Origin of the sequence: Halomonas sp. LC1, assembly GCF_030247125.1 — a bacterium.
In the GTDB taxonomy this organism is placed as follows: domain Bacteria; phylum Pseudomonadota; class Gammaproteobacteria; order Pseudomonadales; family Halomonadaceae; genus Vreelandella.
This window is the reverse complement of record NZ_JASSPG010000008.1, coordinates 36851-62563: the sequence shown is the minus strand read 5'-3', so window position 1 is coordinate 62563 and position 25713 is coordinate 36851. Positions and strand designations below refer to the sequence as shown.

Below are 25713 nucleotides of genomic sequence, written 5' to 3'. Positions count from 1 at the left end.
AGGGTACAGCAAACGTATAATTACGCTTTTGCCACGCGATTCGAGGTGTTGATGGACAGCATTCTGGTCAGGGGTGCCCGCACCCACAACCTCAAGCAGATCGATGTGGAGCTGCCCCGTGACAAACTGATTGTCATTACCGGGCTCTCCGGCTCCGGCAAGTCATCGCTGGCGTTCGATACGCTTTACGCGGAGGGGCAGCGTCGCTACGTGGAGTCGCTCTCCACCTATGCGCGTCAGTTCCTGTCAATGATGGAAAAACCCGATGTGGATCACATCGAAGGGCTCTCTCCGGCCATCTCCATCGAGCAGAAATCCACCTCGCACAATCCCCGCTCGACGGTCGGCACGATCACCGAAATTTACGACTACCTGCGCCTGCTGTTTGCCCGCGCGGGCACACCGCGCTGCCCTGAGCACGGGGAAGACCTGGAAGCACAAACCATCTCGCAAATGGTCGACCAGGTGATGAACCTCGCCGAGGGCACCAAGCTGATGCTGCTGGCCCCGGTGGTGAAGGGCCGCAAAGGTGAGCACCTGCAGCTGCTCAGTGAGCTACGCGCCCAGGGCTTCGTGCGGGTTCAGATCGACGGTCAAGTGCTCGAACTCGACGACATCGCGCCGCTGGATAAGCGTAAAAAGCATGACATCAGCGTAGTGGTCGACCGCTTCAAAGTGCGCGACGACATTGCTCAGCGACTCGCGGAGTCGTTTGAAACGGCGCTGAACCTTGCCGACGGCACGGCGATGATTCACTTCATGGACGGCGAGCAGGAAGACCTCGCCTTCTCGTCGCGCTTTGCCTGCCCGGTGTGTGGCTACTCGCTCTCCGAGCTCGAGCCGCGCATGTTCTCCTTCAACAACCCGGCGGGTGCCTGCCCGACCTGCGACGGCTTGGGCGTTCAACAATACTTCGACCCCGACAAGCTCATCAGCCACCCAGAGCTCTCTTTGGCGGAGGGCGTGATCAAGGGCTGGGATCGCCGCAACATCTACTACTTCACCCAGCTACAGGCCCTGGCCAAGCACTATCGCTTCGAGCTGGAAACGCCGTGGCAGGAGCTGGCGCGCCACGAGCGTGAGATCATCCTCAACGGTAGCGGCAATGAGCAAATTCCGTTCGTGTACGTCGGGGATCGCGGCCGCAAAGTCACCCGGGAGCATGCCTTTGAAGGCGTGCTGCCCAACATGCAGCGCCGCTATCGGGAAACCGAATCCAACATGGTGCGTGACGATCTCGCCAAGTATATCGCCGTGCAGCCGTGTACCACCTGCGGCGGCTCGCGGCTGCGCAAAGAGTCGCGCCATGTGTACGTGGACGACCATAACATTGCGGATATCGTTCACCTGCCGATTGGCGACGCGTGGCGCTACTTTGCCGAGCTGGCCCTGCCGGGCCGCAAAGGCGAAATCGCCGACAAGATCGTCAACGAGATCCACGCGCGCCTAGAGTTCCTGGTCAACGTGGGTCTGGACTACCTGAACCTAGAGCGCAGCGCCGACACCCTCTCCGGCGGCGAAGCCCAGCGTATCCGTCTGGCTAGCCAGATCGGCGCAGGGCTGGTAGGCGTCATGTACATCCTGGACGAGCCCTCCATCGGCCTGCACCAACGGGATAACGATCGCCTGTTGAAAACCCTGGAGCGGCTGCGCGACCTGGGCAACACCGTGATCGTGGTCGAGCACGACGAAGACGCCATTCGCGCGGCGGACCATGTCCTGGACATTGGCCCCGGTGCCGGGGTGCACGGCGGTGAAATCGTCGCCCAAGGCACGCCGCAGCAGGTGATGGACAACCCCCACTCACTGACCGGTCAATACCTCTCCGGCACCCGCGAAATTGCCGTGCCGCCCTACCGCATTCCCGGCAACCCGGAAAAGCAGCTGGTCGTGCGCGGCGCTACGGGTAATAACTTACAGAACGTTACCCTCAGCCTGCCGCTGGGGCTGTTCATTGCCGTGACCGGGGTCTCCGGCTCGGGCAAGTCGACGCTGATCAACGGCACGCTGATGCCCATTGCGGCCCGCGAACTCAACCGCGCCACCACCTTGACCCCAGCGCCCTACGAGAAGGTCGAGGGTCTCGATCAGCTCGATAAAGTGATCGATATCGACCAGAGCCCCATTGGCCGGACACCGCGCTCCAATCCAGCGACGTACACCGGTATTTTCACGCCCATTCGCGAGCTGTTTGCGGGAACCCAAGAGGCGCGCTCGCGGGGCTATAAGCCGGGCCGCTTCAGCTTTAACGTCAAGGGCGGGCGCTGCGAAGCGTGCCAGGGCGAAGGGATGATCAAGGTAGAGATGCACTTCCTGCCGGATATCTACGTGCCCTGCGACGTGTGTAAAGGCAAGCGCTATAACCGTGAAACGCTGGATATTCACTACAAAGGCAAGACCATCCACGAAGTGCTGGAAATGACCGTGGAAGACGCGCTGGCGTTCTTCAGCCCGGTGCCTGCCATTGCCCGCCGTCTGCAAACGCTGATGGATGTCGGCCTGTCGTACATTCGCTTGGGGCAGAGCGCGACCACGCTCTCCGGCGGCGAGGCCCAGCGGGTCAAGCTGGCCCGCGAGCTGGCCAAGCGCGATACCGGTAAAACGCTCTACATTCTGGATGAGCCCACCACGGGGCTGCATTTCGAGGATATTCGTCAACTGCTCACGGTACTGCACCGCCTGCGCGACCACGGCAATACCATCGTGGTCATCGAGCACAATCTGGATGTGATCAAGACCGCGGACTGGCTGATCGACCTTGGCCCAGAAGGGGGCTCCGGGGGCGGACAAATCATCGCCGAAGGCACCCCAGAGCAGATTGCCAAGCAGAGCGTTTCCCACACGGGGCGCTTCTTGGCTCCTCTTCTTGAGCGGGGTAACCGTGCGTCGTCCACATCCTAAGCGGCCTCTCCCCGGCGCGAGCGCGCCGGGGAGAGTAAAAGAGCAGGCATGCCCCGCATAGACTGCTTATAGTAAGTAGCGACGCCGTTTAACAAAGGTGGATTGCATCGAGGAGAAGGACGCGTGGAACAGGATAAGAGCTGCATTATTCGCCACTTTAGCCACTACTGCACGCTGACAGACGACGAAAAGCAGTTGCTCGACTCGCTGGAAGAGAGCCCGACTGACATCAAGTCTGGCTCGCTACTTTGGGAGATGGGCGCCCCCGCCAACGAGTTTTGTACGCTGCGCAGCGGCTGGGCTTACTCTTACCGTCACCTGGAAAACGGTGATCGGCAAATTTTGGAAGTGTTTCTCCCCGGCGACATCATCGGCTTGAGGGAATTCGCCTTTTCTCAACGGCTTGAGAACGTGCGCATGATTACCGACGGGGTAGTGTGCCACTTCCCCCACAAGCGGATGTTGGAGCTGTTTCGCCAGTCGCTGCCACTGACCTCGGTGATGTTTGCCATCGGCAGTCGTCAACAGGCGCTGCTCACCGAGCGGTTGGTGAATCTCGCGCGGCGCAGCGCGCGGTTGGTGAATCTCGCGCGGCGCAGCGCGCGCCAAAAAATGGCGCATTTTCTCCATGAAATGTACCTGCGCCTACGCCAAACCAATGACGATATCAGCGGGCAGTTTCGTTTACCGCTCTCCCAGGAGCAGCTGGCGGATATTCTCGGGCTGAGTCCGGTGCATGTCAGCCGCACGTTCAGTGCACTCAGCGAGGATGGACTGGTCTTCCGTGACCGCCACCACGTGTCGATTCCCGATCTCGAGGCGCTGGCCACAGAAGGAGAGTTCGATGACTGCTACCTGACCGATAACGTTCGTCCCTTATTCAATGATTGATGGCTTCACGAGGGCCTCTTTCCGTCGCCCTGCTGGAGGGCGACGAGACGGGAGGCGTTAGCCGCATTTGGACCAGCCGCAACCGGCATAACAGGTAGGGCAGCCATCCATCATGATCAAGTCCCCTCGGCATTCGGGGCAGGTGCCCACGGTGGCTGGAGTGCCGCTGGCGGATGTAGGCGTGGCTGCGGCCTCATCGACGGTTGGGCGCTCGTCGGGCTGCCACGCATGGCCGTGCTGCATCCGATGGGCATAGCGAGCCACCAGCGTCTCCACCGGCACTTGGTTGCCCTCCTGATCCAAGAAACCTCGCCGATAGAGAATTTGCTGAATCGACCAGGCAATCGCCGCCACTTCCGAATCGTGAAACATCGGTTTGTTCCAGCGGTTCATTCCGCAGCGCACCAGCCCTTTGTCCCAGGCCACCTTGCGCAGGTCCGCCACGGCCTGCGTGACATAGCCACCCCGCGCAGCCAGCGATAGGCTGCGCATGGTGGCGGTGATCCACTGGTGCTCGCTGGAGAGCTGGCCCGACGGGAAGAAGAACTCTACCGGGCGCTCGATCACGACGCGCTGCCCGCCGACCACACCCTCCACGGGCATGAACGACACCAGCAAATAGACCTTCTTGCGCCCTTCGGCCCCCACGTAGGAGATCTTCTCCGACACCGCCTCCAGCGTCCCCTCTGGGCGCGATGGAATACGGACCGTCAGCGGGTCCTCTTCGGCCAACACGGGCTCGGGGGCTGGCTGCTCCGGCTGCTTGATCCGGTAACCGACAATTTTCGACGTAATTTCGACCGCCATAACGTTCTCTCCAGGTCTTTCGACAGTTCATCAAGCCAGCGTTGGCGCTTACCACTTGCCGTAGGTGCCCTCTTTCAAGGCATCGAACAGATTGGCGGCGTTATGCTCCTCACCGTCGTAAAGCACTTTTTCGTCACCCGTTAGCTCCAGCGTCTCGCCACTCTCCAGCTCGAACACGTAAGTGGTGTTCTTCAGGTCATCCTCACGCACCAGCACGCCCTGGAAAGCTTCCGGGTTGAAGCGGAAGGTAGTGCAGCCTTTCAAACGGCTCTCATACGCCTGCAAATAGAGGTCTTGGAACTGCTCGAACGGGAACTCGGTCGGCACGTTGACCGTTTTGGAAATGGCAGAATCCACCCACTGCTGTGCCGCTGCTTGTACCGCCACATGCTGCTCTGGGGACACCGAATCAGCGGTAATGAAGTAGTCCGGCAGATCGCTTTCTACCGCATCGGCAGCGATGAAGTGGCGATAGGCGGCCAGCTCGAAGGAGACCACTTCCACCTGCTCCTTGGTCTTTTTGCCGGACTGAATGATGTTGCGGAAATAGCGATGAGAGAACGACGGCTCGATACCATTCGAGGCGTTGTTACCCATGGAGAGCGAGATTGTACCCGTGGGTGCAATCGAACTGTGGTGGGTAAAGCGTGCGCCGTGTTCAGCAAGCTGTGCCACCAGCTCCGGCTCCAGCTCGGCCACTTTGGCCATGTATTGACTGTAGCGGGCGTGAAGGATGCGGCCCGGCACCTTGTCGCCTACCTCGTAACCGTCGCTGGCCAGTTGTGGGCGCTCGCGCATCATCTTGGGCGTAATGGTGTGCTCCTCTTCAAGCACAGGCGCCATGCCCTTCTCTTTAGAAAGCACCAGGGCCTGCTTCCATCCCTCTAACGCCAGATGACGGCTCACCTCTTCGGTGAAGGCCAACGACGCTTGAGAACCGTAGGGAATTTTCAGCATCGTCAGCGTCGAGCCCAGACCCAAAAAGCCCATGCCGTGGCGACGCTTGGCTTCGATTTCACGCTGCTGCTGGGGAAGCGGCAAGCCAGCAATGTCCACCACGTTATCGAGCATGCGCGTAAAGATCGCCACGACGTTGCGATAGCGCTCCCAATCAAACCGCGGCTCGGCGCCGAACGGTTCGATCACGAACTTGGTTAGGTTGACCGAGCCCAGCAGGCAAGCTCCCTCTGGCGGTAGCGGCTGCTCGCCGCAAGGGTTGGTCGCGCGGATATCTTCGCAGAACCAGTTGTTGTTCATGCGATTGACCTGATCGATCAAGATGAAGCCCGGCTCGGCGTAGTCGTAGGTGGAGGCCATGATCGTGTCCCACAGCTCGCGGGCCTTGATCACCTCGACAATACGGCAGGCCACGCGCCCCTGATCATCCACCGTGTAGCCCTCTTCTACCACCGGACAGTCGCGGTAAATGATGTCGTCAGCGCTCACGTCCTCTTTTTCACCTGGGTGCAGCGGAAAGGCCAGCGGCCAGTCGGCGTTGTGCTTCACGGCTTCCATGAACTCGTCGGTGATCAGCAGGCTCAGATTGAACTGACGCAGCCGCCCGGCTTCGCGTTTGGCCTGAATGAACGCCCGCACGTCAGGGTGGCCCACATCGAAGGTACCCATCTGCGCACCGCGACGGCCCCCGGCAGATGCCACGGTGAAACACATCTTGTCGTAGATATCCATGAAGGCCAACGGGCCATTGGTGCCCGCGCCTGCGCCAAACACGAACGCGCCCTTATGGCGCAGAGTGGAAAAGTCGTAGCCGATCCCGGCCCCTGATTTCAGCGTCATTCCCGCATCGACCACGGAATCGAGAATATCGCGCATGGAATCCCGAATGGTGCGCGACACGGTGCAGTTGATCAGGCTGACGGCGGGCTTATAGGCTTCGGCGCCGGCATTGGAGAGAATGCGCCCGGCGGGAATGGCACCGTTCTCCAGCGCCCAGCGGAACTTGGGCAGCCACTCGTCAGCGCGATCTCCCTCGACGGCCGCCAGCGCCCGCGCTACGCGCTCGAACGTCGCCGAGACGTCCTGATCCACCGGCTGGCCATGGCGATCTTTCAATCGATATTTGGCATCCCAGATCTCTCTAGAGGGGGCCTGTAGAGGGACCTCACTGGATGTCTTCATCGCCTTGGCTGCGGTGTTCATGTCACGAAACTCCTTCACGAGGGATCAATAGCGGCTGAGAACAGCCCGATTATACGAGGCATCGCCAAGGAGTATAGACCCGACTTTCTACTATATGGGCCGTATTTTTTCATAAAACACACTAGATATAGAAAAATCAGCACCTTACCCTTTTGCTTATTCCCAACACGCTATAGGCTTAGGGATTTCGATGACGATACGACCTATGAACCTCACACGCGCCCTTAACGCTATCCCCTACGCCCTCTCCGCCCTACTTCTCGCCAGTCCAGCGCTGACGCAGGCAGAGACGTTCAATGTCAACGCCACCGAGCGTCACGAGCACTGGCAGTCGATGGCCCTCACCCTGGGCGACGAACGTCACTTCCGTGCCGTAGAAACCCACAGCTACTCCGACGCTACGCTCAGCGTGAACGCGACCCAAGGCGTCTGCGATCTGCCTTGGCTAGAGATGCGGGTCACGCTAGAACAGCAGCAAGGAGAGAGTCGCGCGGTAAACCTCGTGCCCACGCGGCTGCGCATCGATGATCAGCCAATTGTCGATACCATGGCTGAGTTCATCACCGAACGCGGTGATGACGGTTTCTACGCCCACTTCTATCTGGGCGATATGGTGCAGCTGATCGAGGAGATGCAAACGGGGGAACAGCTCTTTCTGGGCTTCGATCAAAACGAGCAGGAGCCGTGGTACATGACCTTTAGCTTGGCGGGGGCAGACGAAGCCTTGGCGCGGATGCAGGTGCTATGCGCTGGCGCGGCTGCCGAGGCACCCAGCGCGCCTTAGAGCACGCGCTCTTCGGCCAGCTCTACCCGGTTGCGCCCGCTGCGTTTGGCTCGATACATGGCCACGTCGGCGCGGGCCATGAGCGTTTTACAGCTATCGCCTGGCTGCCAAATCGCCACGCCAATGCTCACCGTGATGGGTTGCTCAAGACCGTTGACGTGCAGCGTCGCGACGAGGCTACGCAGCCGCTCCGCCAGGCCGACGGCAGCGTCCATGTCCGAGTGGGTCGCCAGTACCACGAACTCTTCGCCGCCCCAACGCCCCAGGTGGTCGCAGCCGCGCAGGGACGTCTCCACTAGGCGCGCCAGCGACACCAGCACGTCGTCGCCGACGCTGTGGCCATGGGTATCGTTGATCTGTTTGAAGTGATCCACGTCGAACAGCAGCAGCGCAAAGGCCGCGCCGTATCGCTTGGCCGCCACCAGCTCTGCATCGATGGCTTGTTCGATACGGTAGCGGTTCCACACCTGAGTGAGCGGATCGAAGTGCGCCAGCTGCTCCAAGCGCTGGTTCGCGGCGGCCAGCGCTTTACGCTCACGCTCTAAATGCATGTTCAGCGTGCTGATCTCATAGGCGGAGATGGCCAGAGTCAGATCTTCCCCCAAGTCCATGACGGCCAGTCGCTCGACGCGCTGCCACGCCTCGCTCTTGCCCACCACCTCTTCGCACCAGGCCGCCGACGGCGCGACCATCACCGACGGTAACGGTGCCGAGGTCGGCTGCATTGCCCAGTAGAGGGTTTCCACCTGCTCGGGCCGGAAGAACATCAGCCAGCCACGCTGGGCAGGGCTCATGGGTAGCGGTACGGCCAGAATGCCGCACTGTTCGGGCATGCACAGCGATGCGGTCAGCGGCTCGCTTGCAGCCCCTCGTGTGCACCAGGGGCCGCTATGCCGATGGGCTTTCTCCAGGCGTTTGACGAACTGGCAAATCACCGCCGCTTCGGGAGTATGACCACAGGCGTAAACACTGCCTTTCAACCACAGCGCCACACCGTGGGCGCGGAACAGCGAGCACCATGTCTCTGCCTGAGCCTCCAACAAGTCGGCGGGACTTTGCGGCTCGCTCCGGGCATTCGTGGATAGCACCAGGCTATCCTGCACGCGCTGCAAATAGCGGGCCTCTTGTCGCGCCCGAAGTAGCAACAGCCGCTGGGTCGCCATCTGCACCAGCGTGCGTACGGCATCGCGCACCGGGGGCGATACGGGATGCGGCGCTGCCGAGTGACAAAACAGCAGGCCCCATAGCCCATTATCGCCCTGCATGGCCAGGCTCAGCGAACCGCGAACGCCTAGCCGCTGCAAGTAGCGCTGGCGCTCCGGCGCAGGGGCTCGTAGAAAACAGTGGCGCAGATCGACGTTCTCACCATCTGGCGTACACGGCAGCGGCGGTTCGGCGGGGGCACACACGTCATAAATCAGGCGAACGGGATGCCGTTCGTAGGTTCGGCGTAGCGTGACGGGAAAGTCACTGGCCGGGAAGCGCTGCCCCAGCAGCGCAGGCAAAGGACCACCTTGCGCCTCGGCGACGATCAGCCCGTGCCAGTCGCTATCGAAATGGCACACCGACACACGGTCGTGGCCGGTCAACTGCTGCACGGCGCTCACCAGCACATCCAACAGCTCTTCTTGATGGGTCGCTTCGGCCAAACGCATCAAGCGCTCGTTGACAGTGCCTAGCAGTCGCCGTTTGCCCAACGGATTAAGAGGTTCGAGCTCGACGATCACATGGTGATGGGTGCGGTGAGCGTGGATCTGCAGCCGCGTGGTGGTATTCGGTGGCCGGAAGGCCAGGGGGCTCGCCAGCCGCTGCTGCCCTTGAAGCTCTTGGCGCAACCGCTGACTCAATCGTTTACCCAGGACGCTGGCAGGCGTCAGCGCCTGGTGCTCTTGATCCACCACCCCTAGCAGCTTGGTCAAATGACGGCTGACCGCTTGAATGTGCTTACTCTCAGCATCGAGCACCATGACGGCGCCAAACGATTGGAGTAGCGAGTGATGCTTCGACACGAAGATAGCCTCGAGATAGTGCTTTACCCCTCGACCTGCTGCCGTAGCAACAGTTCAACGCGCCGGTTGGCTGCTCGCCCTTCCGAGGTAGCGTTACTTTCCATGGGTTGGGTGTCGGCGTAACCGACCGCCCGCATACGTGAAATGGCAATGCCTTGCCGTTCTAATTGGCGCACGACCGCAATGGCACGCCCTACCGACAGTTCCCAGTTTGAAGGAAACCGCGACGTCGAGATAGGCACATTATCGGTGTGGCCTTCAACGGAGATTTGACCGTCGAAGGTCTCCAGTACGGAGGAGAGCCGTTCTAACACATCTTGCCCTTGAGGCGTTAGCACATCGTTCCCGCTGGGAAACAAAAGGCTGTCATCGATGCGCAGGGTCACCCCTTCTTGACCCTGGGAGACGCTCACACCGGGTATATCCAACCCTGCCATTTGAGGCTGCAAGCCATCATGACGGGGGTGGATACCGGTGGCAAGACTGGCCAGCGGCAGCGATGTCACGGCGCTGGCGGCACGCATGGCATCGCTATCGCCCCCTTCGCCACCGCCCGGCGGCGTCAGGGCCAGCAGCAGAACGAACAGCGTGATGAGCAGGGTGAGGACATCCAGATAGCTGGTCAACCAGCTTTCGTCGCTCTCCCCCGCCGCAGCGGGCAGCTCCAGGGCATGCCGTGAGTCGCGGTCGAGCATGGCATTACCCTTTGAGTGCGGAGCCTACGTCGGGACGCGGTTTGACGTTGGCGTCACGGATTTCATCATGGTAGTTCGCCACGAAAGAGTTGAGCGTCTCTTCGATGAACGATGGCAGGCGACGCTTGGTGATCAGAGAAATGCCTTCTAGCACCATGTTCATGGTGATCAAACGCTCTTCGGTGCGCCGCTCTAGTTTGACCGCAATGGGCTTGAACACGAGATTGGCCAACAAAATGCCGTAGAACGTGGTCAATAGCGCCACCGCCATACGCGGGCCGATGACCTGCAGATCACCCGCATCCATCACTTCGAGCATGTTGACCAACCCCACCAGCGTACCAATCATCCCGAAGGCGGGTGCGTAGGTCGCCATGGTGCGAAAAATCTGCGCTTCGGCGTGTTCGCGGGCTTTCAAGCGGGCGATACGCCAGCGCAACATGTCGAAAATCTCATCCTCTTTGGTGTTGGCGATCACCAGTTGGATGCCGGTGCGCAGAAACGGGTTACGGGTGTGCTCGAGCTCCCGCTCTACGGCACGCACATCGCCTTTGAACCATAGCCGCGACATGGCGACCAGTTCGTTGATATCGTCGCGCACGTACGTATTTTCACGGCGAAATACCAAGCCCACCAGGCGAACCACCCGCAATACTTCCTTCAACGGATAGCTGATGAAGGTCGCCGCCAGCGTACCGGTGATCACGATGGCCAAACCCGGCAAATTGATAAAACTTTCGGGCGACTCTGCGGTAAAGAACAGCACGCTCACCAGCAGCAACATGCTGGCAAAGATACCGATCAGCGTAGATGGGTTCATCAACGGCTCCTCGCCGGTTAGGGTTAGTGAGTTCCAGGGTTAATCGTGTTCGTGCAGGCGCGCCCGCAGGCGGCTCACCGCCTGGCTGTGCAACTGGGACACCCGCGACTCGGTGACGCCCAGCACGGCACCGACCTCTTTAAGATTCATCTCTTCTTGGTAGTAGAGCGCCATCAAGAGCTTTTCACGCTCGGGCAGTGCTTCGATAGCCTCGATCAGCGTTTGCCGCTGCTGCTCGTCGAGCAGCTGGTCGAACGGCCGGTGCTGGGCATCGTCCCCGGCGGGCTCGCCGCCATCGGCGACCAGCTCTTCGAACGGCAGCAGTTGGCCGCTATTAGTGTCGTTCAACAGCTGTTGGTATTCGCTCAGCGGCATCCCCAGCTCGCGGGCAATTTCGCCCTCTTCAGGAGGACGCCCCAACCGCTGCTCTAGACGACGCACTGCGTCATCCACCGCCCGCGCCGAACGGCGCACGCTGCGCGGCAGCCAATCGCGGGTGCGCAGCTCATCCATCATGGCACCGCGAATCCGCTGGCTGGCAAACGTTGCAAACGTTGCGCCCTGGGCAGCGTCGAAGCGTCCCAGCGCTTCCAACAGCCCGACCATGCCCGCCTGGATCAGATCATCTAGCTCAATACTCGCGGGCAACCTTACCTGCAGCGTTAAGGCCTGACGTCGCACCAGTGGCATGTATTGGGTTAACAGCTCACTCTGTTTGATCCTGCCTTGTGCTGTATACATCCTCGTGCCTCGCGGCTAAACGACCTTTACTGATAGTTCACTATCACCTGTAAACCCTGCACGCGTACCGGCCGCTGGCCGGGGGACAGGGCAAATCGGAAGTGCAGCGGCGCATTCGCCAGCGCACCTTCCAGCGCGGTGGTGCTGCCACGCATGCCCGACAGTGCTACACAGCGCTCTGGGTGACACAGCCACGCGTTGATAGGCTGGCTGGGAGGCGCCTCGAACCGCCACTGAACACGGGACAGGGTCGCCGCCCCCAACGGGATGCCTGCCGGTGGCGCAATCGCCTGACTGTTGCTGGTGCGGTCATTCATAGCCACCAGTACGCCCGGTACGTCGCGACTCCAGCTGCCGGGGGTCGCCGCCTGTACGTCAAGCGACAGCAGGGCAGCACTCAGCATTGCGGCGAGCGCTAACCGCCCAATGCACGACTGTACAACGTTTTTCCACACCGGTAAGGCCATCGGTCTCATACGTTGGTCCCCATGCTGCATCATTTTCACCTCGGCGGACAGCCGTTCAGCGCGCCAGCAGTAGCAGCTCGATGTCCAAGTAGTGCGCGGCGGCATCACGCAAATTCTCCAGCAGCCCTTGGCGCGGTAGGTGCGGCTCGTGGAGCGCTAGCAGACGTCGCGGGCCGCCGTGCTCCCGCACTTGGCGAAGCACCCGATACATACTGGCGAAGGCATCGGCATCGCTGCTGACCCATAGCGCCCAGCGGGCATGCGCCTTCGCCAGCGTGGCCAGCGACGGCGTGTCGGCCATGACCACCTGAATCTTCCAATCCTGGGGGTCGCCTGCCCATTGGCGGCCCAACGCAGACCACTGCCCCAAGCGGCCGCGCACTTTATCCACCTGCGCGGCCCCCGTGTTCGGGAGCCCTACCACGACCAGCGGTTTTTGAGGGCGCGGTGGCGTCACCGTCGCGGGCTCGGCGGCCGAGGCGACCGTGGGTGCCAAGGCGTCCTGGGTATGCACCGCGGCCTCTTCGGCAGTGACGGGCGCGGCAGGAGCCGCTGTTGCGTCCTGGGCATCTTGCGGTTCGTCCTCTGCGGCCCGCTGCTGGCGCTGCAGATCGGCCCATTTACGCAGGCCCGCCGCTTGATCTTGACCGCTCATACCAAGCCCTCACGACTGACGCTACCTAGCTGACGAATGGCATCACGGGCCATCAATACATGCACCAAGGCGTCCAGCAGCGCGGTGTCGCGGCGTTTTCGCTGGGTACCTAGCAGACGCAGCAGATCGGCCCGTAAGGCTTGGGCCGCTTCGTCATCGGCCAGGTCCAAATGGCCCGCCACTGTGGCGGCACCGCTGGCCATGAGTAGCCGCAGCTCACTGCTCACTTCGCCACCATCCGCTTCTTTCAACTGCTGCCAAGCCCGCTTGGTGAGCGCCGACAACCCGTCACTCTGTAACTGGGTGACCAGCAGCGATAGCACATCGCTTCCCAGTCGGGCAGGCGTCAGCCAGTAGCGGCGCACCACGCGCTTGCTGCTCTCTGGATCGCGAACCTCGCCGACCCAGGCCAGCACGGCGTTGCCAGCGGCATCTGTCGCCTCCACGTAGGCGGTCAGCAGCTGCATGCCTTGCCCGCGAAACCGAATGTTCACGGCGTGAGTGAGCGTACTCTCTTGAAACAGCGTGCGCAGGGTGTAGCGCTCGCCCTGACAGTGTACGCGTTGACTCGCGGACACGGCGCTGACCCAGGTCAAGTGTTGGTCGGCGAGCCATGCCAGCGTGTCTGGCTCCGGTAGAGCGGGCAGCAAGTGGACGGCAATGTCTGTCGGGCAGTGCGCCAAGCGTGGCTGCCATCCCGCCGGTTGGCGGTGCTGTAAACGCGTTAGCGCCAGCCAAGCGCCTTGTTCGTTCAGCGCCACGTCCGGCATCGACCAGTCGCAGCCACGCTCGTTGCGTCTTGGCGACCACACGATGCCCATCGCGTCATGGGTGGCCTGCGCGCCGGTCAGCAGCGCCTCCAGGCGCTGGTCCTGCACTACGCTGGGCAACGCCGCGATGTCCCAGGCGGCCTCTAACCGATGAAAATCGACGACCCGCTGACGCAACCGCGTCAGGACCGACGACAGCCTGCGTCCTTGGCCCAGCACGTCCCGGGACCAGCGCGGCAAGCTCACCGGCGCGGACCGGTTCGCCGAAACGTTGGAAGCACGGGTAGATAGCGCTTGATCGATCAACCCAGAGGGCGTTGCCACGGCCATGTCCTCGGGCACCTGCTGGCCGTATGAGCCAAACAGCACGCGCATACCGTGGCGCATCACGATATCCAGCACGGGTGCCAGCCGCCCGGCTTCGTCTTGCTTGGTGATGATGCAGTCGTCGAGTTCGGCTCCAGCGGCACGTGCCGCCTGACGATAGCGCAACACCACTTCTTCGAGGGTCTCCGGCTGACTGGCGGCATTGAGCAGCAGCACCAGCCTGACGGTCGACTGCCCGCCCTGTAAATGCGCAATTTGCTCGATGACCCGCTGATCCCGCTGGCTCATGCCGACGGTGTCGATGATCACCCACTGCTTGCCTTGCAGCCGCCCTACCAGCTCGTCGATGGGCTGCTCGACGTCGAGGGCATACATGGGCGTATCCAGCAGCCGGGCGTAGATACGCAGCTGCTCGTGGGCACCGATCCGGAAACTGTCGGTGGTCACCAGGGCCACGGGCCGGGTACCGTGGCGCATCACAAAGCGCGCCGCCAGTTTGGCCGTGGTGGTGGTTTTACCGACACCGGTAGGCCCTACCAGCGCCACGATACCGGTTTGATCGAAAAAGCGCTCTTCGTGCGTGAGCACCTTCAAGCGCGCCATGAGCTGCTCGCGCAGCCAGGCGGTGGCAGCTTCCTGGCTGCCTTCCCGTGTCATCAGCTCGTTGGGCAGCGCTTCGAGCACCTCATGGCTCAGCTCGGCACTAAAGCCTACCCGCGCCAGCAGCTCTTGCAGGTGCTCGTAGGTCGTTTGTGCGCCGCGCGAGGGGTCGGCGACCGGCTGACGGCGGGAGAGCAGCTCACGCATATCCTGCATTTCCCGCAGCAGGCGCTCGCTCATCGCTTCCAGCGGGTCCGGCTGCGTCGGCAGCGAGAAAGCGGGGGCTGAGGCGGGAGCCGGTGCTTCACGGGGGGGCTCTACGGGGGTCGTCGGCGACGGGTCGAACTGATCGACGGCGTCGTCGGCCATGGCCAGAATTTCAACGCCGCCTTCGGTGCGGCGATTGGCGACGATTAGCGCATCGTCGCCCAGTACTTCGCGCACTTGGCGCATTACATCGCGACTATTTGCTCCGACAAAACGTCTCACGCTCATATGTCACCTGTTACCAATTTAGCGGCCACCCACGAGGGTGGTCACACGCAGGGTGCGGTCGTCGGGAATCTCGGCCTGGGACATGACCACCAGGTGGCGCATCCGGCGGCGCAAAAAGCGCGACAGCACCGCTCGCAGCGAGTGTTGAACGACCAGGACCGGCGCTTCACCACTGCCTTCGTGCTTCTCCAGCGCCTGCTGCGCCTGATTCATCAGCGTATCCGCCAGTCCCGGCTCCATGGCACCGTTACCGTTCATGGCCTGCATCAATACTTGTTCAAGCTGCGCATCGAGGCCCATGACGTGCAGCGTCTCTTGGCCTGCGAACCACTGCTGGGTAATCGCGCGACCCAGCGCGATACGCACCAGCGCAGTCAGCTCGTTGGGGTCTTTCTGCTGCCCAGCGTACTCGGCCAGGGTATCCAATACGGTGCGCATGTCGCGAATCGAGACGTCCTCGTCCAGCAAATTCTGCAGAATCCGCTGCAGTACGGTGAGCGAGATCGCTTTGGGCACCACTTCCTCGACCAGCGATTTTTGATCTTCGCCCAGCTTGTCCAGCAGCTTTTGCACTTCCTGGCGGCCCAACATTTCAGGAGAGTGGCGATGTAACAAGTGGTTCAGGTGCGTGGCAATCACCGTGCTGGCATCCACGACCGTGTAACCGTAGACCTGGGCATGCTCGCGCTGATTGGCGTCGATCCATACCGCGGGCAGACCAAAAGCGGGGTCTTGGGTCGGTGTGCCCTGCAGCTCCCCAGACACTTGGCCAGGGTCGATGGCGAGCCACTTACCGGGCTGCGCCTCGGCGCGACCGATTTCGGCACCCTTCATGGAAAGCACGTAGGTGTTGGGTGGCAGCTCTAAGTTATCGCGAATATGCACCACCGGCGGTAGGAAGCCCACCTCCTGGGCGAATTTCTTGCGCACGCTTTTGATACGCCCCAACAGCTCGCCTTTTTGCCGTGAATCCACCAGCGGAATCAAACGGTGGCCCACTTCCAGGCCCAGCGTATCTACCAGCTGGACGTCTTCCCAGCTGGCCTCTGGCGTTTCCTGAACCGGCGGTGGTGCCGTGGATATCTCTTCTTTGACCAGCTTATGCTCTTTGCGACGAATCAGATACCACGCCAAACCGCCCAGCAGCGCAGTGAAGACCAGGAACACGAAGTTCGGCATGCCGGGCACAAGGCCAAGTAAGCCCATGACCATGGCCGCCAGAATCATAACTTGGGGATTGACGAACAGCTGGCTGATCATCTGCTGACCCACGTCCTGCTCGGTGTTCACGCGGGAGACGGTGACGCCTGCAGCGGTCGAGATGACCAGCGCCGGAATCTGTGCGACCAAGCCGTCACCAATCGTCAGCAGCGTGTAGGTACGCGCGGCATCGGCAAAGCCCAGGTCGTGCTGCATCATACCGATCAGCAAACCGCCAATGATGTTGACCACCATGATGACCAGACCCGCCACTGCATCACCGCGGACGAATTTACTGGCACCGTCCATGGAGCCGTAGAAGTCGGCTTCCTGGGCCACTTCGGCACGGCGCTTCTTCGCTTCGTCTTCCCCGATCAGACCAGCGTTCAAGTCGGCATCGATGGCCATCTGCTTGCCGGGCATGGCATCAAGCACGAAGCGAGCGCCCACTTCGGCAATACGCCCGGCACCCTTGGTGATAACCATGAAGTTAATGATGACCAGAATGAGGAAGACCACCAACCCCACCGCGAAGTTACCGCCCACGAGGAAGGTACCAAACGCCTCGATGACCTTGCCCGCCGCGTCGCCGCCTTCGTGCCCTTCCATCAGCACCACGCGGGTAGAGGCAACGTTTAGAGAGAGTCGCAGCAGCGTCGTGAATAGCAGTACCGCCGGGAACGCCGCAAAATCCAGCGGCTTTTCGGCAAACATGCTGACCAGCAGCACCATGATCGACAGCGCAATATTGAAGGTGAACAGCAGATCCAGCGCGAACGGAGGGAGGGGCAGAATCATCATGCCCAGAATCATTAAAATCAGCAGCGGGCCAGCGAGCAGCTTCATGCTCACGTCGTTCATCCAGGGTCGCTGATTGATCAACTGGCTTAAGCCTTTCATGTTTGCGCCTCATTGCTACCGGCGCGACGGCCGGGACTGTCCATTTCCGGGGGAACCGGTAAATTATCGGGAGTGGGGGGCACCTCGCCTCCTTGCTGTGCAACGTGCTTCAGACGGTAGGCCCAGGCCATGACCTCGGCCACGGCGGTGTATAGCTCTGCGGGCACCTCGGCCTCTAAGTCAACGTGATGATACAGGGCACGCGCCAGAGGCGCTGCTTCCAATCGCGGCACGCCGGCCTCTTCGCCTATGTCACGGATGCGGGCCGCCACGGCATCCGCCCCTTTGGCCACTAGCCGCGGAGCCCCCATGCGCCCCTCTTGGTACACCAGTGCCACCGCATAATGCGTCGGGTTGGTGATGATCACATCGGCTTCGGGCACTTTGCTCATCATGCGTCCACGTGCCATGGCCTGCTGCTGTTGGCGAATGCGCCCTTTGACGTGAGGGTCGCCTTCGGAGTCCTTGTGCTCCTGCTTCACCTCTTCTTTGGTCATGCGCAGCTGCTTGGCGTTGTTCCAAAGCTGGAACGGCACGTCAATCAGGATCACCACGATCAATGACAAAACGATGAGCCCTGCCGCGAGCGCGGCCATGTTCAGCGCGCTCACCAGCGCCTGCTGAACGGGCTGATCCATCAACCCTAAGAAGCGCCCCATATTAAAATATAAAAAGCTAAACGCCACGCTCCCCACCAGCACCGACTTGGCAATCACCTTGGCCAGCTCGGCCAGCGCCTGGGTGGAGAAGAGGCGTTTGATCCCCTTGATGGGATTGAGCTTCGAAAATTTGGGCTGCAGGGATTTGGCGGAGACGAGCCAGCCGCCCAGCAGAGCGGGCGCAACCAGCGCAATGACCGTGAGCAGAAGGAAGAGCGGCAGCATCGCTATCAGCGTTCGCTGGCCCAAGTCGAGTGCGTTGACCAGCATCGGCATGCTTTCCATGGCGTGGCGGCGCTCGAACAAGAACGCCTGCTCCATCACCATACCGAGCTGGTCGTAGAGCATCTGCCCCATGCCCCACAGACCCAGCACGCCTCCGAGCAGCATCATGAAGGTCGTCAGCTCTCGGGACCGAGGCACCTGTCCCTCTTCCCGCGCTTTGTCCAAGCGTCGGGGCGTGGCCTCTTCGGTTTTTTCCTGATCGCTGTCGTTATCTGCCATGCTGTCATCCGGCTGACGAGTGGTCGGTTGACCAAAATAAGGCATACCATAAGCACAGCCGCCCTTGAGGACGGCTGAACTGAGGTCTTATTTTGCCAGATGCAGGGGGTTACAATGTGCTAATAACCCGGCATTAAAAGCCTAATTCGTCCAATAAGTCGTCTACCTGATCCTGTCCGGTGACGATATCGGGGGCGTTCTCTTTGACCTGAGGCCCATTGAGCAGGTCTTCGTTACGGCGAGCGTTCTCGTTTTTCCACTGATCTTCGGCCTTGCGCTGCATCGTTTCACGCGCTTCTGCGCCGGGCACGTTGTCGATCAGCACCTGAACCAGCTGGTGTTCGATCTCGCGGATCACGTCCATCATCTTCTTGATGACCTGACCGGTGAGATCCTGGAAGTCCTGCGCCATCATGATGTCCAGCAACTCTTTGTTGGTCGCTGCCGTCATCTGCGGTACATCGCCCAGGTAGGTACGCGTCTCTTTGACCAGCGCCTTGGCGTCATCCAACTCCTTGGGCGCTTCGAACCACTCGGCCCAGCGCTTATCCAAGGCTTCGGCGCGTTCAGAGAGCTGGTCCTGCAGCGGCTGTGCACGGTCGATGGCATTGAGCGCCTTGTCCGCAGCCTGCTCGGTCATCGTCGCCACATAGTGCAGTCGGTCACGGGCGTCGGGAATCGCTTCGGCAGCCTTCTCGATCTCTTTGTCCAAGCCCAACTCACGCATGTTGTCGCGCAGCATGCGGGTGAGCTTACCGATACGAAAGATCAGGTCTTCAGCGGCTTCTTCGGACAGTTGGGCAGAACCACCCTGCTCATTCTGACTCATTGTGTTGTCTCCTCGTTAACCGAGCACCTTGGCTCAGCCGCGTCATTTACCCATTTTCTCGAAGATTTTATTCAGCTTCTCTTCCAGGGTGGCGGCAGTGAACGGCTTGACGACGTAACCATTGGCACCTGCTTGTGCGGCAGCAATGATGTTCTCTTTTTTGGCTTCCGCCGTCACCATGAGAACCGGCAGGTCTTTCAACGCATCATCCTGACGGATCTCCTTCAGCATCTCCAGGCCGTCAAGGTTCGGCATGTTCCAATCTGACACGACGAACTCAAAGTTGCCAGCGCGCAGCTTGTTGAGCGCGTCTTGCCCATCTTCGGCTTCATCCACGTTGGTAAAGCCAAGCTCTTTGAGCAGGCTGCGGACGATCCGGCGCATGGTGGGAAAGTCGTCTACTACCAAGAAGCTCATGTTCTTATCGGCCATGGGTCATCCTCTCACTAACATCATGTATTGGGTGACTGTCAATTCAGTCAGGGTTAAAACTCTTCCCACTCATCGTGGTGTTGGGGTGTCGCTTGACGCGGCGACGGCGTAGCGGCAGACGGTGCTGCTTTCCCCAGCGCGGGTTTGCTAGGCGCGCTCGACGCCGCGACACGCTGCGGCGGTAACGCGCTGCGCGCGGACTGGGCGCTCACCACCTGAAAGACCGCGACGGCTTCCTCTAAGCGATTCGCCTGCTCTTCGAGCGACGCCGCAGCGGCAGAGGCTTGCTGCACCAGCGCAGCGTTTTGCTGCGTCACCTGATCCATCTGGCCAACGGCCTGACTCACCTGCTCGATACCATCGCTCTGCTCCTGAGACGCAGCGGAGATCTCATCCATGATATCGGTCACGCGGCGCACCGCCGTGACCACGTCGGTCATGGTTTGACCCGCCTTTTCTACCAGAGAAGAGCCCTGGTTGATTTGGCTAACAGAGGCGTCAATCAGCGTTTTAATCTCTTTTGCGGCATCGGCACTCCGGCTAGCGAGGTTGCGCACCTCGCCCGCCACGACGGCAAAGCCGCGCCCCTGCTCACCGGCCCGCGCCGCTTCGACGGAGGCGTTGAGCGCTAGAATATTGGTCTGAAAGGCAATCGAATCGATCACACTGGTAATGTCGGCCACTTTCTGCGAGCTCGTGGAGATACCCTGCATGGTCTCGACCACTTGCTGAACCACGTCGCCGCCCTGCTCGGCCGTGGTCGAGGCGTCCGCAGCCAAGGTGCTGGCCTGACGGGCATTGTCAGCGTTCTGCTTCACGGTCGCGGTCATCTGCTCCATGCTGGCCGCCGTTTGCTCGATCGAAGCAGCCTGCTGCTCGGTGCGTGACGAGAGATCCGCATTGCCGCTGGCGATTTCTCGGGTACCGTGGTGAATCTCGCGGCTGCCTTCGCGTACGCGTGTCACGGTCGCGCTGAGGTTCTGTTGCATGGTCGCCATGGCCGCGAAAAGGCGTCCAATTTCATTCTTACCGGCTTCGGGCAATGGCTGGGTCAGATCCGCCTCGGCAATACGATCCAGCCGTTGAACGGCATTGTTCAACGGCGCAATGACCGTACGGCGCAAGCCGAGGTAGATCAACAGCGTGACCAGAAGCGCCAACCCAACGGCAAGGGCGTTAATCAGCGTAAAGGTATCGCCCTGGGACTCGGCATCAGTACGGATATTGTCAACCCGATTAAATCCATATTCGACAAAGGCTGTAATACTGGCTGAAAGCGCTTCAAGCGGTTGAGCCAATTCACCGCGCAACTGATTGAAGGTATTGATATCCATGAACTCGAAGCTGGCGTGCTGCTGTTTGACCAGCTCGAGTACCGTGCGGAAATTGTCATCCACCGCCTCACCCAATACTTGCCCTTGGGGCGTACGTGGTGCGGCCGCGAACTTATTGAAGCGCTGCTCGGCCCGCTCGATGCGGTTGGCCGCCACATCGACCTGCTCGTTGGATTGCTGCGTACGCCCCACCATCAACAGATTCGACGCCGTTTCCATCGCCAGCATGGCCTGATTGAGCAGCGAATCCGCGCGGTTCAGCTCGTTGAGCTGTTCATTGCCAATCAAATTGAGCGTAGCCAGATTGGTTTGCGCGTTACGGTCGGCCATGACCCCTAGCCCGGCCACCACCAAAATGAGGGCGACGAAGCATGTAAGTGCCGTGACGACGGCGGCATGAATACTGAGATTGCGCAGCAAGCGAGTCATTGTTGTAGCTTCCCTTGTCAATATCTGTCCTGGTGATGATCGTTATCGTGTCGTCAAACGCGCTGGGCGCGACCGGAGGCGGCGATGAGCGCCATCAACCGTGACGGGATGTCGTCGAGCGCGACGACTTCGACGGCGCCACCAACGGCAATCGCTTCACGAGGCATGCCGAACACCACGCAGGACTCTTCGTTCTGGGCGATGGTGGGCGCGCCTGCCTGGCGCATCTCCAACAGCCCCGCCGCGCCGTCTTTCCCCATCCCAGTGAGAATCACGCCGATGGCGTTCTTACCGGCATGCTTCGAAGCCGAGTGAAACAGCACATCGACCGACGGACGGTGACGGTTCACCGGCGGTCCATCGTTGAGCCGGGCCACGTAGTTCGCACCGCTACGTGCCAGCTCCAGGTGCTGATCGCCGGGCGCAATGTAAGCGTGACCGGGTAGCACACGCTCGCCGTCGGTGGCCTCTTTCACGGTGATGCGGCACAAACGATCCAGACGCTCGGCGAAGGAGCGGGTAAAGCCCCCCGGCATGTGCTGAGTGATCAAAATGGCAGGCGCGTTGGCGGGCAGCGGCTCCAACACCGCGCGGATGGCTTCGGTACCTCCCGTGGAGGCGCCGATGATGATGAGCTTTTCACTGGTCGTCATCGGCGCTTTTAACTGGCTGGGCGGGGGCGTGTTCTTATGACGCGCCTGACGCGGGCGAGAGCGTGCGGCAGCGCGGAGCTTATCGGCGATCTCGTTGGCGTACTCCATCATGCCGCTACGAATGCCCAGGCTCGGCTTGGCAACAAAATCCAGCGCGCCCAGCTCCAGCGCTCGCAGGGTGATTTCAGAACCGCTTTGCGTCAGCGATGACACCATCAGCACCGGCATCGGGCGCAAACGCATTAAGCGCTCCAAAAAGTCGAGTCCGTCCATACGCGGCATCTCGACATCCAGCGTCAGCACATCAGGGTTGTGCTGCTTGATCAAATCACGGGCAGCAATGGGGTCAGGCGCAACGGCGACGACTTCCATGTCGGGCTGTGAGTTAATGATTTCCGTCAGCAAATCACGAATCAACGCCGAATCATCGACGCACAACACTTTAATCTTGGCTGCGCTCAAAGCACGCCTCCTCTTACGGTAGCCATTGCCGCGTCGCTCGTGGGGGGATAACGCCCACGGCCGAGCGAAGCGCGCATCTTTTGTTCACTTATTTCGCGAGGGTGTAAACCGTCTGCCCGCGCAACTTAAACGCATCGCTGATATACGAGAAGTTTTCGGAATGCCCCGCAAAAAGCAGACCGTCGGGCTTCATGAGCGGTGCGAACCGCTTCAAAATCTTGGCCTGTGTGTCTTTATCGAAATAAATCATGATATTACGGCAAAACACTGCATCGAACGGCCCTTTGACCGGCCACTGGGGTGCCAATAGATTGAGTGGCATGAACTCTACCAGTGCCGACACCTCCGGCCGCACACGGGCAAGCCCGATATGGTTGCCGGTCCCCTTCTGAAAGAACCGCTTAACCCGCGCTTCGTCGAGTTTGCGCACCTGCTCCTGGGGATAGATGCCCTTACGCGCTTTGGCCAACGCTTCGGTGTCGATATCCGTGGCAATGACCTTGGCCTGGGACGCTTTAGGCCCCAGGGTTTCCAACAGCGTCATGGCGATGGAGTAGGGCTCTTCTCCCGTCGATGCCGCCGAGCACCAAATGGTGACAGGATCAGGCTTGTGCTTGATGTGGTCGGCAAGCAGCGGAAAGTGGTGTGACTCACGGAAAAAAGCCGTGAGATTGGTCGTCAGCGCGTTAGTGAACGCTTCCCACTCTTTCGCGTCAGGCTGACGCTCCAGCCGCGACAGGTAGTCGGTAAAGCGCGTCATGCCGTGATGACGCAGCCGCTTGGCCAAGCGGCTGTAGACCATTTCACGCTTATGCTCGGCCAAAACGATGCCTGCGCGCTGATAAATCAACTCTCGAATACGCGCAAAATCCGCATCGGTCAGCACCAGATCACGCTCGATCTGTCCACTGGACGCCCATTGGCCGGCGTCGCTACCCCGTTCGCGTTGGTCTGTCAAAACTCTTCCCACTCCTCTACAGAGGCCATCTGCCGCTTCTTATGACTCGGCGCAGGCGTTGTGGCGCTGCTGATCTTGTCTGCCGCAGGCGGTGCCTTGGCGCTCGGTAAAGCGGCCATGCCAGATTGACCGGCTGGCGGCGTCAACGGCCCCTGGCTCGTGAGCCGGAACGCTTCCACCGATAGCGCCAACAGGCTTGCCCGCTGCTCTAATGCCATTGCCGCTTGCGCCGTTTCTTGAACGCGCAGGGCGTTTTGCTGTGTTGCTTGATCCATCTCTGCGACGGCCTGATTGACCTCCGCAATCCCGCTGCTCTGCTCTTCGGAGGCTGCCGAGATATCGTGCATGATGTGGGTCACGCTGCGGGCGGCGTCAGCAACGTCAACGATGGCTGCTTCGGCTCTCTCCACCAGACCGGCACCCGCACTGACTTGCTGGTTGGATGCGTCAATCAACGAACGAATCTCTTGCGATGCCCCAGCACTGCGTCCGGCCAACTTGCGCACTTCTTCGGCCACTACGGCGAATCCTCGGCCATGCTCACCAGCGCGAGCGGCCTCCACCGATGCATTCAAGGCCAAAATATTGGTCTGAAAGGCAATCGAATCGATGACGTTGATGATCTCGGTCATTTTCTGTGAGCTTTGGGTAATCCGCTGCATATTGGCGACCAGTTGTGTCATCAATTCGCCGGTTTGTGTAACCCTTGTTGCATTATTATCGGCCAGCCGCCGCGCTTCTTGAGCATTATCACTGTTTTGCCGTACCGTCGTGGTCATTTCCTCCATACTCGAGGCAGTTTGCTGCAGCGATGCGGCCTGCTGCTCGGTACGCGAAGAAAGCGCTTCGTTACCGCTGGCGATCTCTTTGGCGGCGGGCGTGACGACTTCGATGCCCCCTTTCACGTCACTAATGATGCTGCTCAGGCTTTTGCGCATGGTATTGAGCGAGTCCATCAACTGACCAATCTCATCGCGCCGTTTGGGCGGTACGCGGGCCGCCAGGTTGCCACCGGCAATTTGCAGCGTGAAACGCGAGGCGCGCTTGAGCGGCGTAATGATCGAGCGCAGCGTCACGACGCTGATGAGCACCAACAGCAATAGTCCTATGCCCAGCATCGCAGCCTGGGCCGTGAACATGGCTGTCTGGCCACGCTCGGCATCTGCGGCCATGGCCTCGGCGGCCGCCTGTTTTTGCGCTATCAGCTCGTTGACCATGCCCGATAGGGCACGCCCATCCTCATTCATGACGTTGATCACCCCGTCCAGGCCGGTGAAGGCTTGGTACGTCTCTTCGGCTTGTAGCACGCTTGCCGCTTGGTTCATGCCGTTCGTCAAAAAGGCTTGCAGCTGTTCGTTGAAGGCATCGGCAAGCGGGGTTGCGTTCACGTCGCGGCGGTAGAACGCCTCCCACACACTGGCCACTTCAGCGGCATTGTCAGCAACGGCCTCGCCCATCTCGAAGCGCTGGTTGATCAGTTCCATACGCTCGGGCTCGATCATCGATTGACGGGTCTGAGCGATGGTTTGGTCGATCTGCTGTAACCGAATAACGTCTCTGAGTCCGTCGTCGTTTAGCTCGCCCAACCGATCACCCGCCACGTTCAGGCCGTAAAGCCCTAATCCTCCGCTGGCCGTCAGTAGCGCTCCCGCGACCACCACCATGCCGATCAACTTGGCACGAATGGTGTCGAGCCGGGTGCGCTTGATACGCTGCCACACCCCTTTCTGGCGTACACGACCCTTATCGAGGTAGAGACGCTTTTGGCGCCCCTCACGCATGTCGGCATAGTGCCGTTCCGCTTGCGCAATCGCCTCACGGGTTGCCTGCACGCGAACCGAGGTGTAACCAATCACTTGGTCGTTTTCCACGATCGGCGTTACGCTGGCGTCGACCCAGTAGTGGTCGCCGTTCTTACAGCGGTTCTTCACCAGTCCCCGCCAGGTGTCACCGGCCTGAACGGTTTTCCAAAGATTTTCAAACGCGGGCGACGGCATATCCGGATGACGTATCAGGTTATGCGGTGCCCCGATCAGCTCGTCGTGCTGATAGCCGCTTATCTCGATGAACGCCGGATTGGCGTAGGTAATCCGCCCTTTCAAATCCGTGCGTGAGACAAGAAAATCGTCTTGTTTAAGCTCAACTTCCCGTTGAGTCACTGGCTGGTTATTACGCATCATGCTGCCTTATTGTTGATGTTGTGGCACGTCTTCGGGTCATTCTGGTGGCGG

20 protein-coding genes are annotated in these 25713 nt (G+C 60.5%); 3 read left to right on the top strand and 17 right to left on the bottom strand.

Features of this window, described 5'->3' with window-relative positions; all coding sequences use genetic code 11:
* The first annotated feature begins 51 nt into the window (after positions 1-51).
* Positions 52-2901 carry an excinuclease ABC subunit UvrA gene (uvrA, locus tag QIT27_RS13695; RefSeq protein WP_159340628.1) on the top strand — a complete coding sequence of 950 codons (2850 nt, stop codon included), beginning with the start codon at positions 52-54 and terminating at the stop codon, positions 2899-2901.
* Positions 2902-3024: 123 nt separating this feature from the next.
* The gene (locus tag QIT27_RS13690; RefSeq protein ID WP_285264155.1) at positions 3025-3792 is read left to right on the top strand and encodes a Crp/Fnr family transcriptional regulator; all 768 of its coding nucleotides are present in this window, start codon (positions 3025-3027) and stop codon (positions 3790-3792) included.
* Positions 3793-3849: 57 nt separating this feature from the next.
* On the opposite strand, the gene QIT27_RS13685 is transcribed toward QIT27_RS13690, so the two are convergent.
* Both QIT27_RS13685 and QIT27_RS13680 read right to left on the bottom strand, forming a co-directional pair.
* Complete coding sequence (locus tag QIT27_RS13685) at positions 3850-4599, bottom strand: ribonucleoside-diphosphate reductase (RefSeq protein WP_285264154.1); 750 nt, start codon at positions 4597-4599, stop codon at positions 3850-3852.
* A 48-nt stretch (positions 4600-4647) separates the two neighbouring features.
* The gene (locus QIT27_RS13680; protein ID WP_285264153.1) at positions 4648-6759 is read right to left on the bottom strand and encodes an adenosylcobalamin-dependent ribonucleoside-diphosphate reductase; all 2112 of its coding nucleotides are present in this window, start codon (positions 6757-6759) and stop codon (positions 4648-4650) included.
* 205 nt (positions 6760-6964) lie between these two features.
* On the opposite strand from QIT27_RS13680, the gene QIT27_RS13675 reads away from it, so the two are divergent.
* Positions 6965-7543 carry a hypothetical protein gene (locus QIT27_RS13675; protein ID WP_285264152.1) on the top strand — a complete coding sequence of 193 codons (579 nt, stop codon included), beginning with the start codon at positions 6965-6967 and terminating at the stop codon, positions 7541-7543.
* Here the strand turns inward: QIT27_RS13675 and QIT27_RS13670 are convergent.
* The 15 genes from QIT27_RS13670 to QIT27_RS13600 all read right to left on the bottom strand — a co-directional run bounded on the left by QIT27_RS13670 (position 7540) and on the right by QIT27_RS13600 (position 25659).
* Positions 7540-9552, bottom strand: coding sequence for a sensor domain-containing diguanylate cyclase (locus QIT27_RS13670; RefSeq protein WP_285264151.1), 2013 nt, complete (start codon positions 9550-9552; stop codon positions 7540-7542). The two genes, QIT27_RS13675 and QIT27_RS13670, sit on opposite strands and share 4 nt — an antisense overlap.
* Positions 9553-9575: 23 nt before the next feature.
* On the bottom strand, positions 9576-10247 hold the full coding sequence (locus tag QIT27_RS13665; RefSeq protein WP_159340623.1) for an OmpA/MotB family protein: 672 nt from the start codon (positions 10245-10247) through the stop codon (positions 9576-9578).
* Between the two features lie 4 nt (positions 10248-10251).
* Positions 10252-11067, bottom strand: coding sequence for a motility protein A (locus QIT27_RS13660; RefSeq protein ID WP_159340622.1), 816 nt, complete (start codon positions 11065-11067; stop codon positions 10252-10254).
* Positions 11068-11106: 39 nt separating this feature from the next.
* The gene (locus QIT27_RS13655) at positions 11107-11808 is read right to left on the bottom strand and encodes an RNA polymerase sigma factor FliA (protein ID WP_285264150.1); all 702 of its coding nucleotides are present in this window, start codon (positions 11806-11808) and stop codon (positions 11107-11109) included.
* Between the two features lie 26 nt (positions 11809-11834).
* Entirely contained in the window at positions 11835-12284 is a 450-nt protein-coding gene (locus QIT27_RS13650; protein WP_285264149.1) for a flagellar protein FlhE, read from the bottom strand.
* Positions 12285-12330: 46 nt separating this feature from the next.
* On the bottom strand, positions 12331-12930 hold the full coding sequence (locus QIT27_RS13645) for a hypothetical protein (RefSeq protein ID WP_253019272.1): 600 nt from the start codon (positions 12928-12930) through the stop codon (positions 12331-12333).
* The gene (gene flhF / locus QIT27_RS13640) at positions 12927-15122 is read right to left on the bottom strand and encodes a flagellar biosynthesis GTPase FlhF (protein WP_285264148.1); all 2196 of its coding nucleotides are present in this window, start codon (positions 15120-15122) and stop codon (positions 12927-12929) included. The genes QIT27_RS13645 and flhF overlap by 4 nt, the downstream gene beginning before the upstream one ends.
* 18 nt (positions 15123-15140) lie before the next feature.
* A complete protein-coding gene (gene flhA / locus QIT27_RS13635; protein ID WP_159340618.1) occupies positions 15141-17222 on the bottom strand; it encodes a flagellar biosynthesis protein FlhA in 2082 nt (693 codons plus the stop codon).
* Entirely contained in the window at positions 17219-18385 is a 1167-nt protein-coding gene (gene flhB / locus QIT27_RS13630; protein ID WP_285264147.1) for a flagellar biosynthesis protein FlhB, read from the bottom strand. The genes flhA and flhB overlap by 4 nt, the downstream gene beginning before the upstream one ends.
* Positions 18386-18518: 133 nt before the next feature.
* On the bottom strand, positions 18519-19214 hold the full coding sequence (gene cheZ, locus QIT27_RS13625) for a protein phosphatase CheZ (protein ID WP_159340616.1): 696 nt from the start codon (positions 19212-19214) through the stop codon (positions 18519-18521).
* A 42-nt stretch (positions 19215-19256) separates the two neighbouring features.
* Entirely contained in the window at positions 19257-19646 is a 390-nt protein-coding gene (cheY, locus tag QIT27_RS13620) for a chemotaxis response regulator CheY (protein ID WP_139527816.1), read from the bottom strand.
* Positions 19647-19699: 53 nt separating this feature from the next.
* Positions 19700-21409, bottom strand: coding sequence for a methyl-accepting chemotaxis protein (locus QIT27_RS13615; protein WP_285264146.1), 1710 nt, complete (start codon positions 21407-21409; stop codon positions 19700-19702).
* A gap of 53 nt (positions 21410-21462) precedes the next feature.
* Entirely contained in the window at positions 21463-22524 is a 1062-nt protein-coding gene (locus tag QIT27_RS13610; RefSeq protein WP_253019269.1) for a protein-glutamate methylesterase/protein-glutamine glutaminase, read from the bottom strand.
* A gap of 88 nt (positions 22525-22612) precedes the next feature.
* Positions 22613-23482 carry a CheR family methyltransferase gene (locus QIT27_RS13605; protein WP_159340614.1) on the bottom strand — a complete coding sequence of 290 codons (870 nt, stop codon included), beginning with the start codon at positions 23480-23482 and terminating at the stop codon, positions 22613-22615.
* The gene (locus QIT27_RS13600) at positions 23479-25659 is read right to left on the bottom strand and encodes a methyl-accepting chemotaxis protein (protein WP_285264239.1); all 2181 of its coding nucleotides are present in this window, start codon (positions 25657-25659) and stop codon (positions 23479-23481) included. Before QIT27_RS13600 ends, QIT27_RS13605 begins: the two co-directional genes overlap by 4 nt.
* Positions 25660-25713: the final 54 nt, after the last annotated feature.

Excerpts from the sequence above, each read along its gene's own strand:
- QIT27_RS13685 (WP_285264154.1), bottom strand. The coding sequence starts at position 4,599 with ATGGCGGTCGAAATTACGTCGAAAATTGTCGGTTACCGGATCAAGCAG.
- QIT27_RS13645 (WP_253019272.1), bottom strand. The coding sequence starts at position 12,930 with ATGAGCGGTCAAGATCAAGCGGCGGGCCTGCGTAAATGGGCCGATCTG.
- flhB (WP_285264147.1), bottom strand. The coding sequence starts at position 18,385 with ATGGCAGATAACGACAGCGATCAGGAAAAAACCGAAGAGGCCACGCCC.
- flhA (WP_159340618.1), bottom strand. The coding sequence starts at position 17,222 with ATGAAAGGCTTAAGCCAGTTGATCAATCAGCGACCCTGGATGAACGAC.
- QIT27_RS13665 (WP_159340623.1), bottom strand. The coding sequence starts at position 10,247 with ATGCTCGACCGCGACTCACGGCATGCCCTGGAGCTGCCCGCTGCGGCG.
- flhF (WP_285264148.1), bottom strand. The coding sequence starts at position 15,122 with ATGAGCGTGAGACGTTTTGTCGGAGCAAATAGTCGCGATGTAATGCGC.
- QIT27_RS13675 (WP_285264152.1), top strand. The coding sequence starts at position 6,965 with ATGAACCTCACACGCGCCCTTAACGCTATCCCCTACGCCCTCTCCGCC.
- QIT27_RS13615 (WP_285264146.1), bottom strand. The coding sequence starts at position 21,409 with ATGACTCGCTTGCTGCGCAATCTCAGTATTCATGCCGCCGTCGTCACG.
- QIT27_RS13600 (WP_285264239.1), bottom strand. The coding sequence starts at position 25,659 with ATGCGTAATAACCAGCCAGTGACTCAACGGGAAGTTGAGCTTAAACAA.
- QIT27_RS13660 (WP_159340622.1), bottom strand. The coding sequence starts at position 11,067 with ATGAACCCATCTACGCTGATCGGTATCTTTGCCAGCATGTTGCTGCTG.
- QIT27_RS13655 (WP_285264150.1), bottom strand. The coding sequence starts at position 11,808 with ATGTATACAGCACAAGGCAGGATCAAACAGAGTGAGCTGTTAACCCAA.
- uvrA (WP_159340628.1), top strand. The coding sequence starts at position 52 with ATGGACAGCATTCTGGTCAGGGGTGCCCGCACCCACAACCTCAAGCAG.
- cheY (WP_139527816.1), bottom strand. The coding sequence starts at position 19,646 with ATGGCCGATAAGAACATGAGCTTCTTGGTAGTAGACGACTTTCCCACC.
- cheZ (WP_159340616.1), bottom strand. The coding sequence starts at position 19,214 with ATGAGTCAGAATGAGCAGGGTGGTTCTGCCCAACTGTCCGAAGAAGCC.
- QIT27_RS13680 (WP_285264153.1), bottom strand. The coding sequence starts at position 6,759 with ATGAACACCGCAGCCAAGGCGATGAAGACATCCAGTGAGGTCCCTCTA.
- QIT27_RS13650 (WP_285264149.1), bottom strand. The coding sequence starts at position 12,284 with ATGAGACCGATGGCCTTACCGGTGTGGAAAAACGTTGTACAGTCGTGC.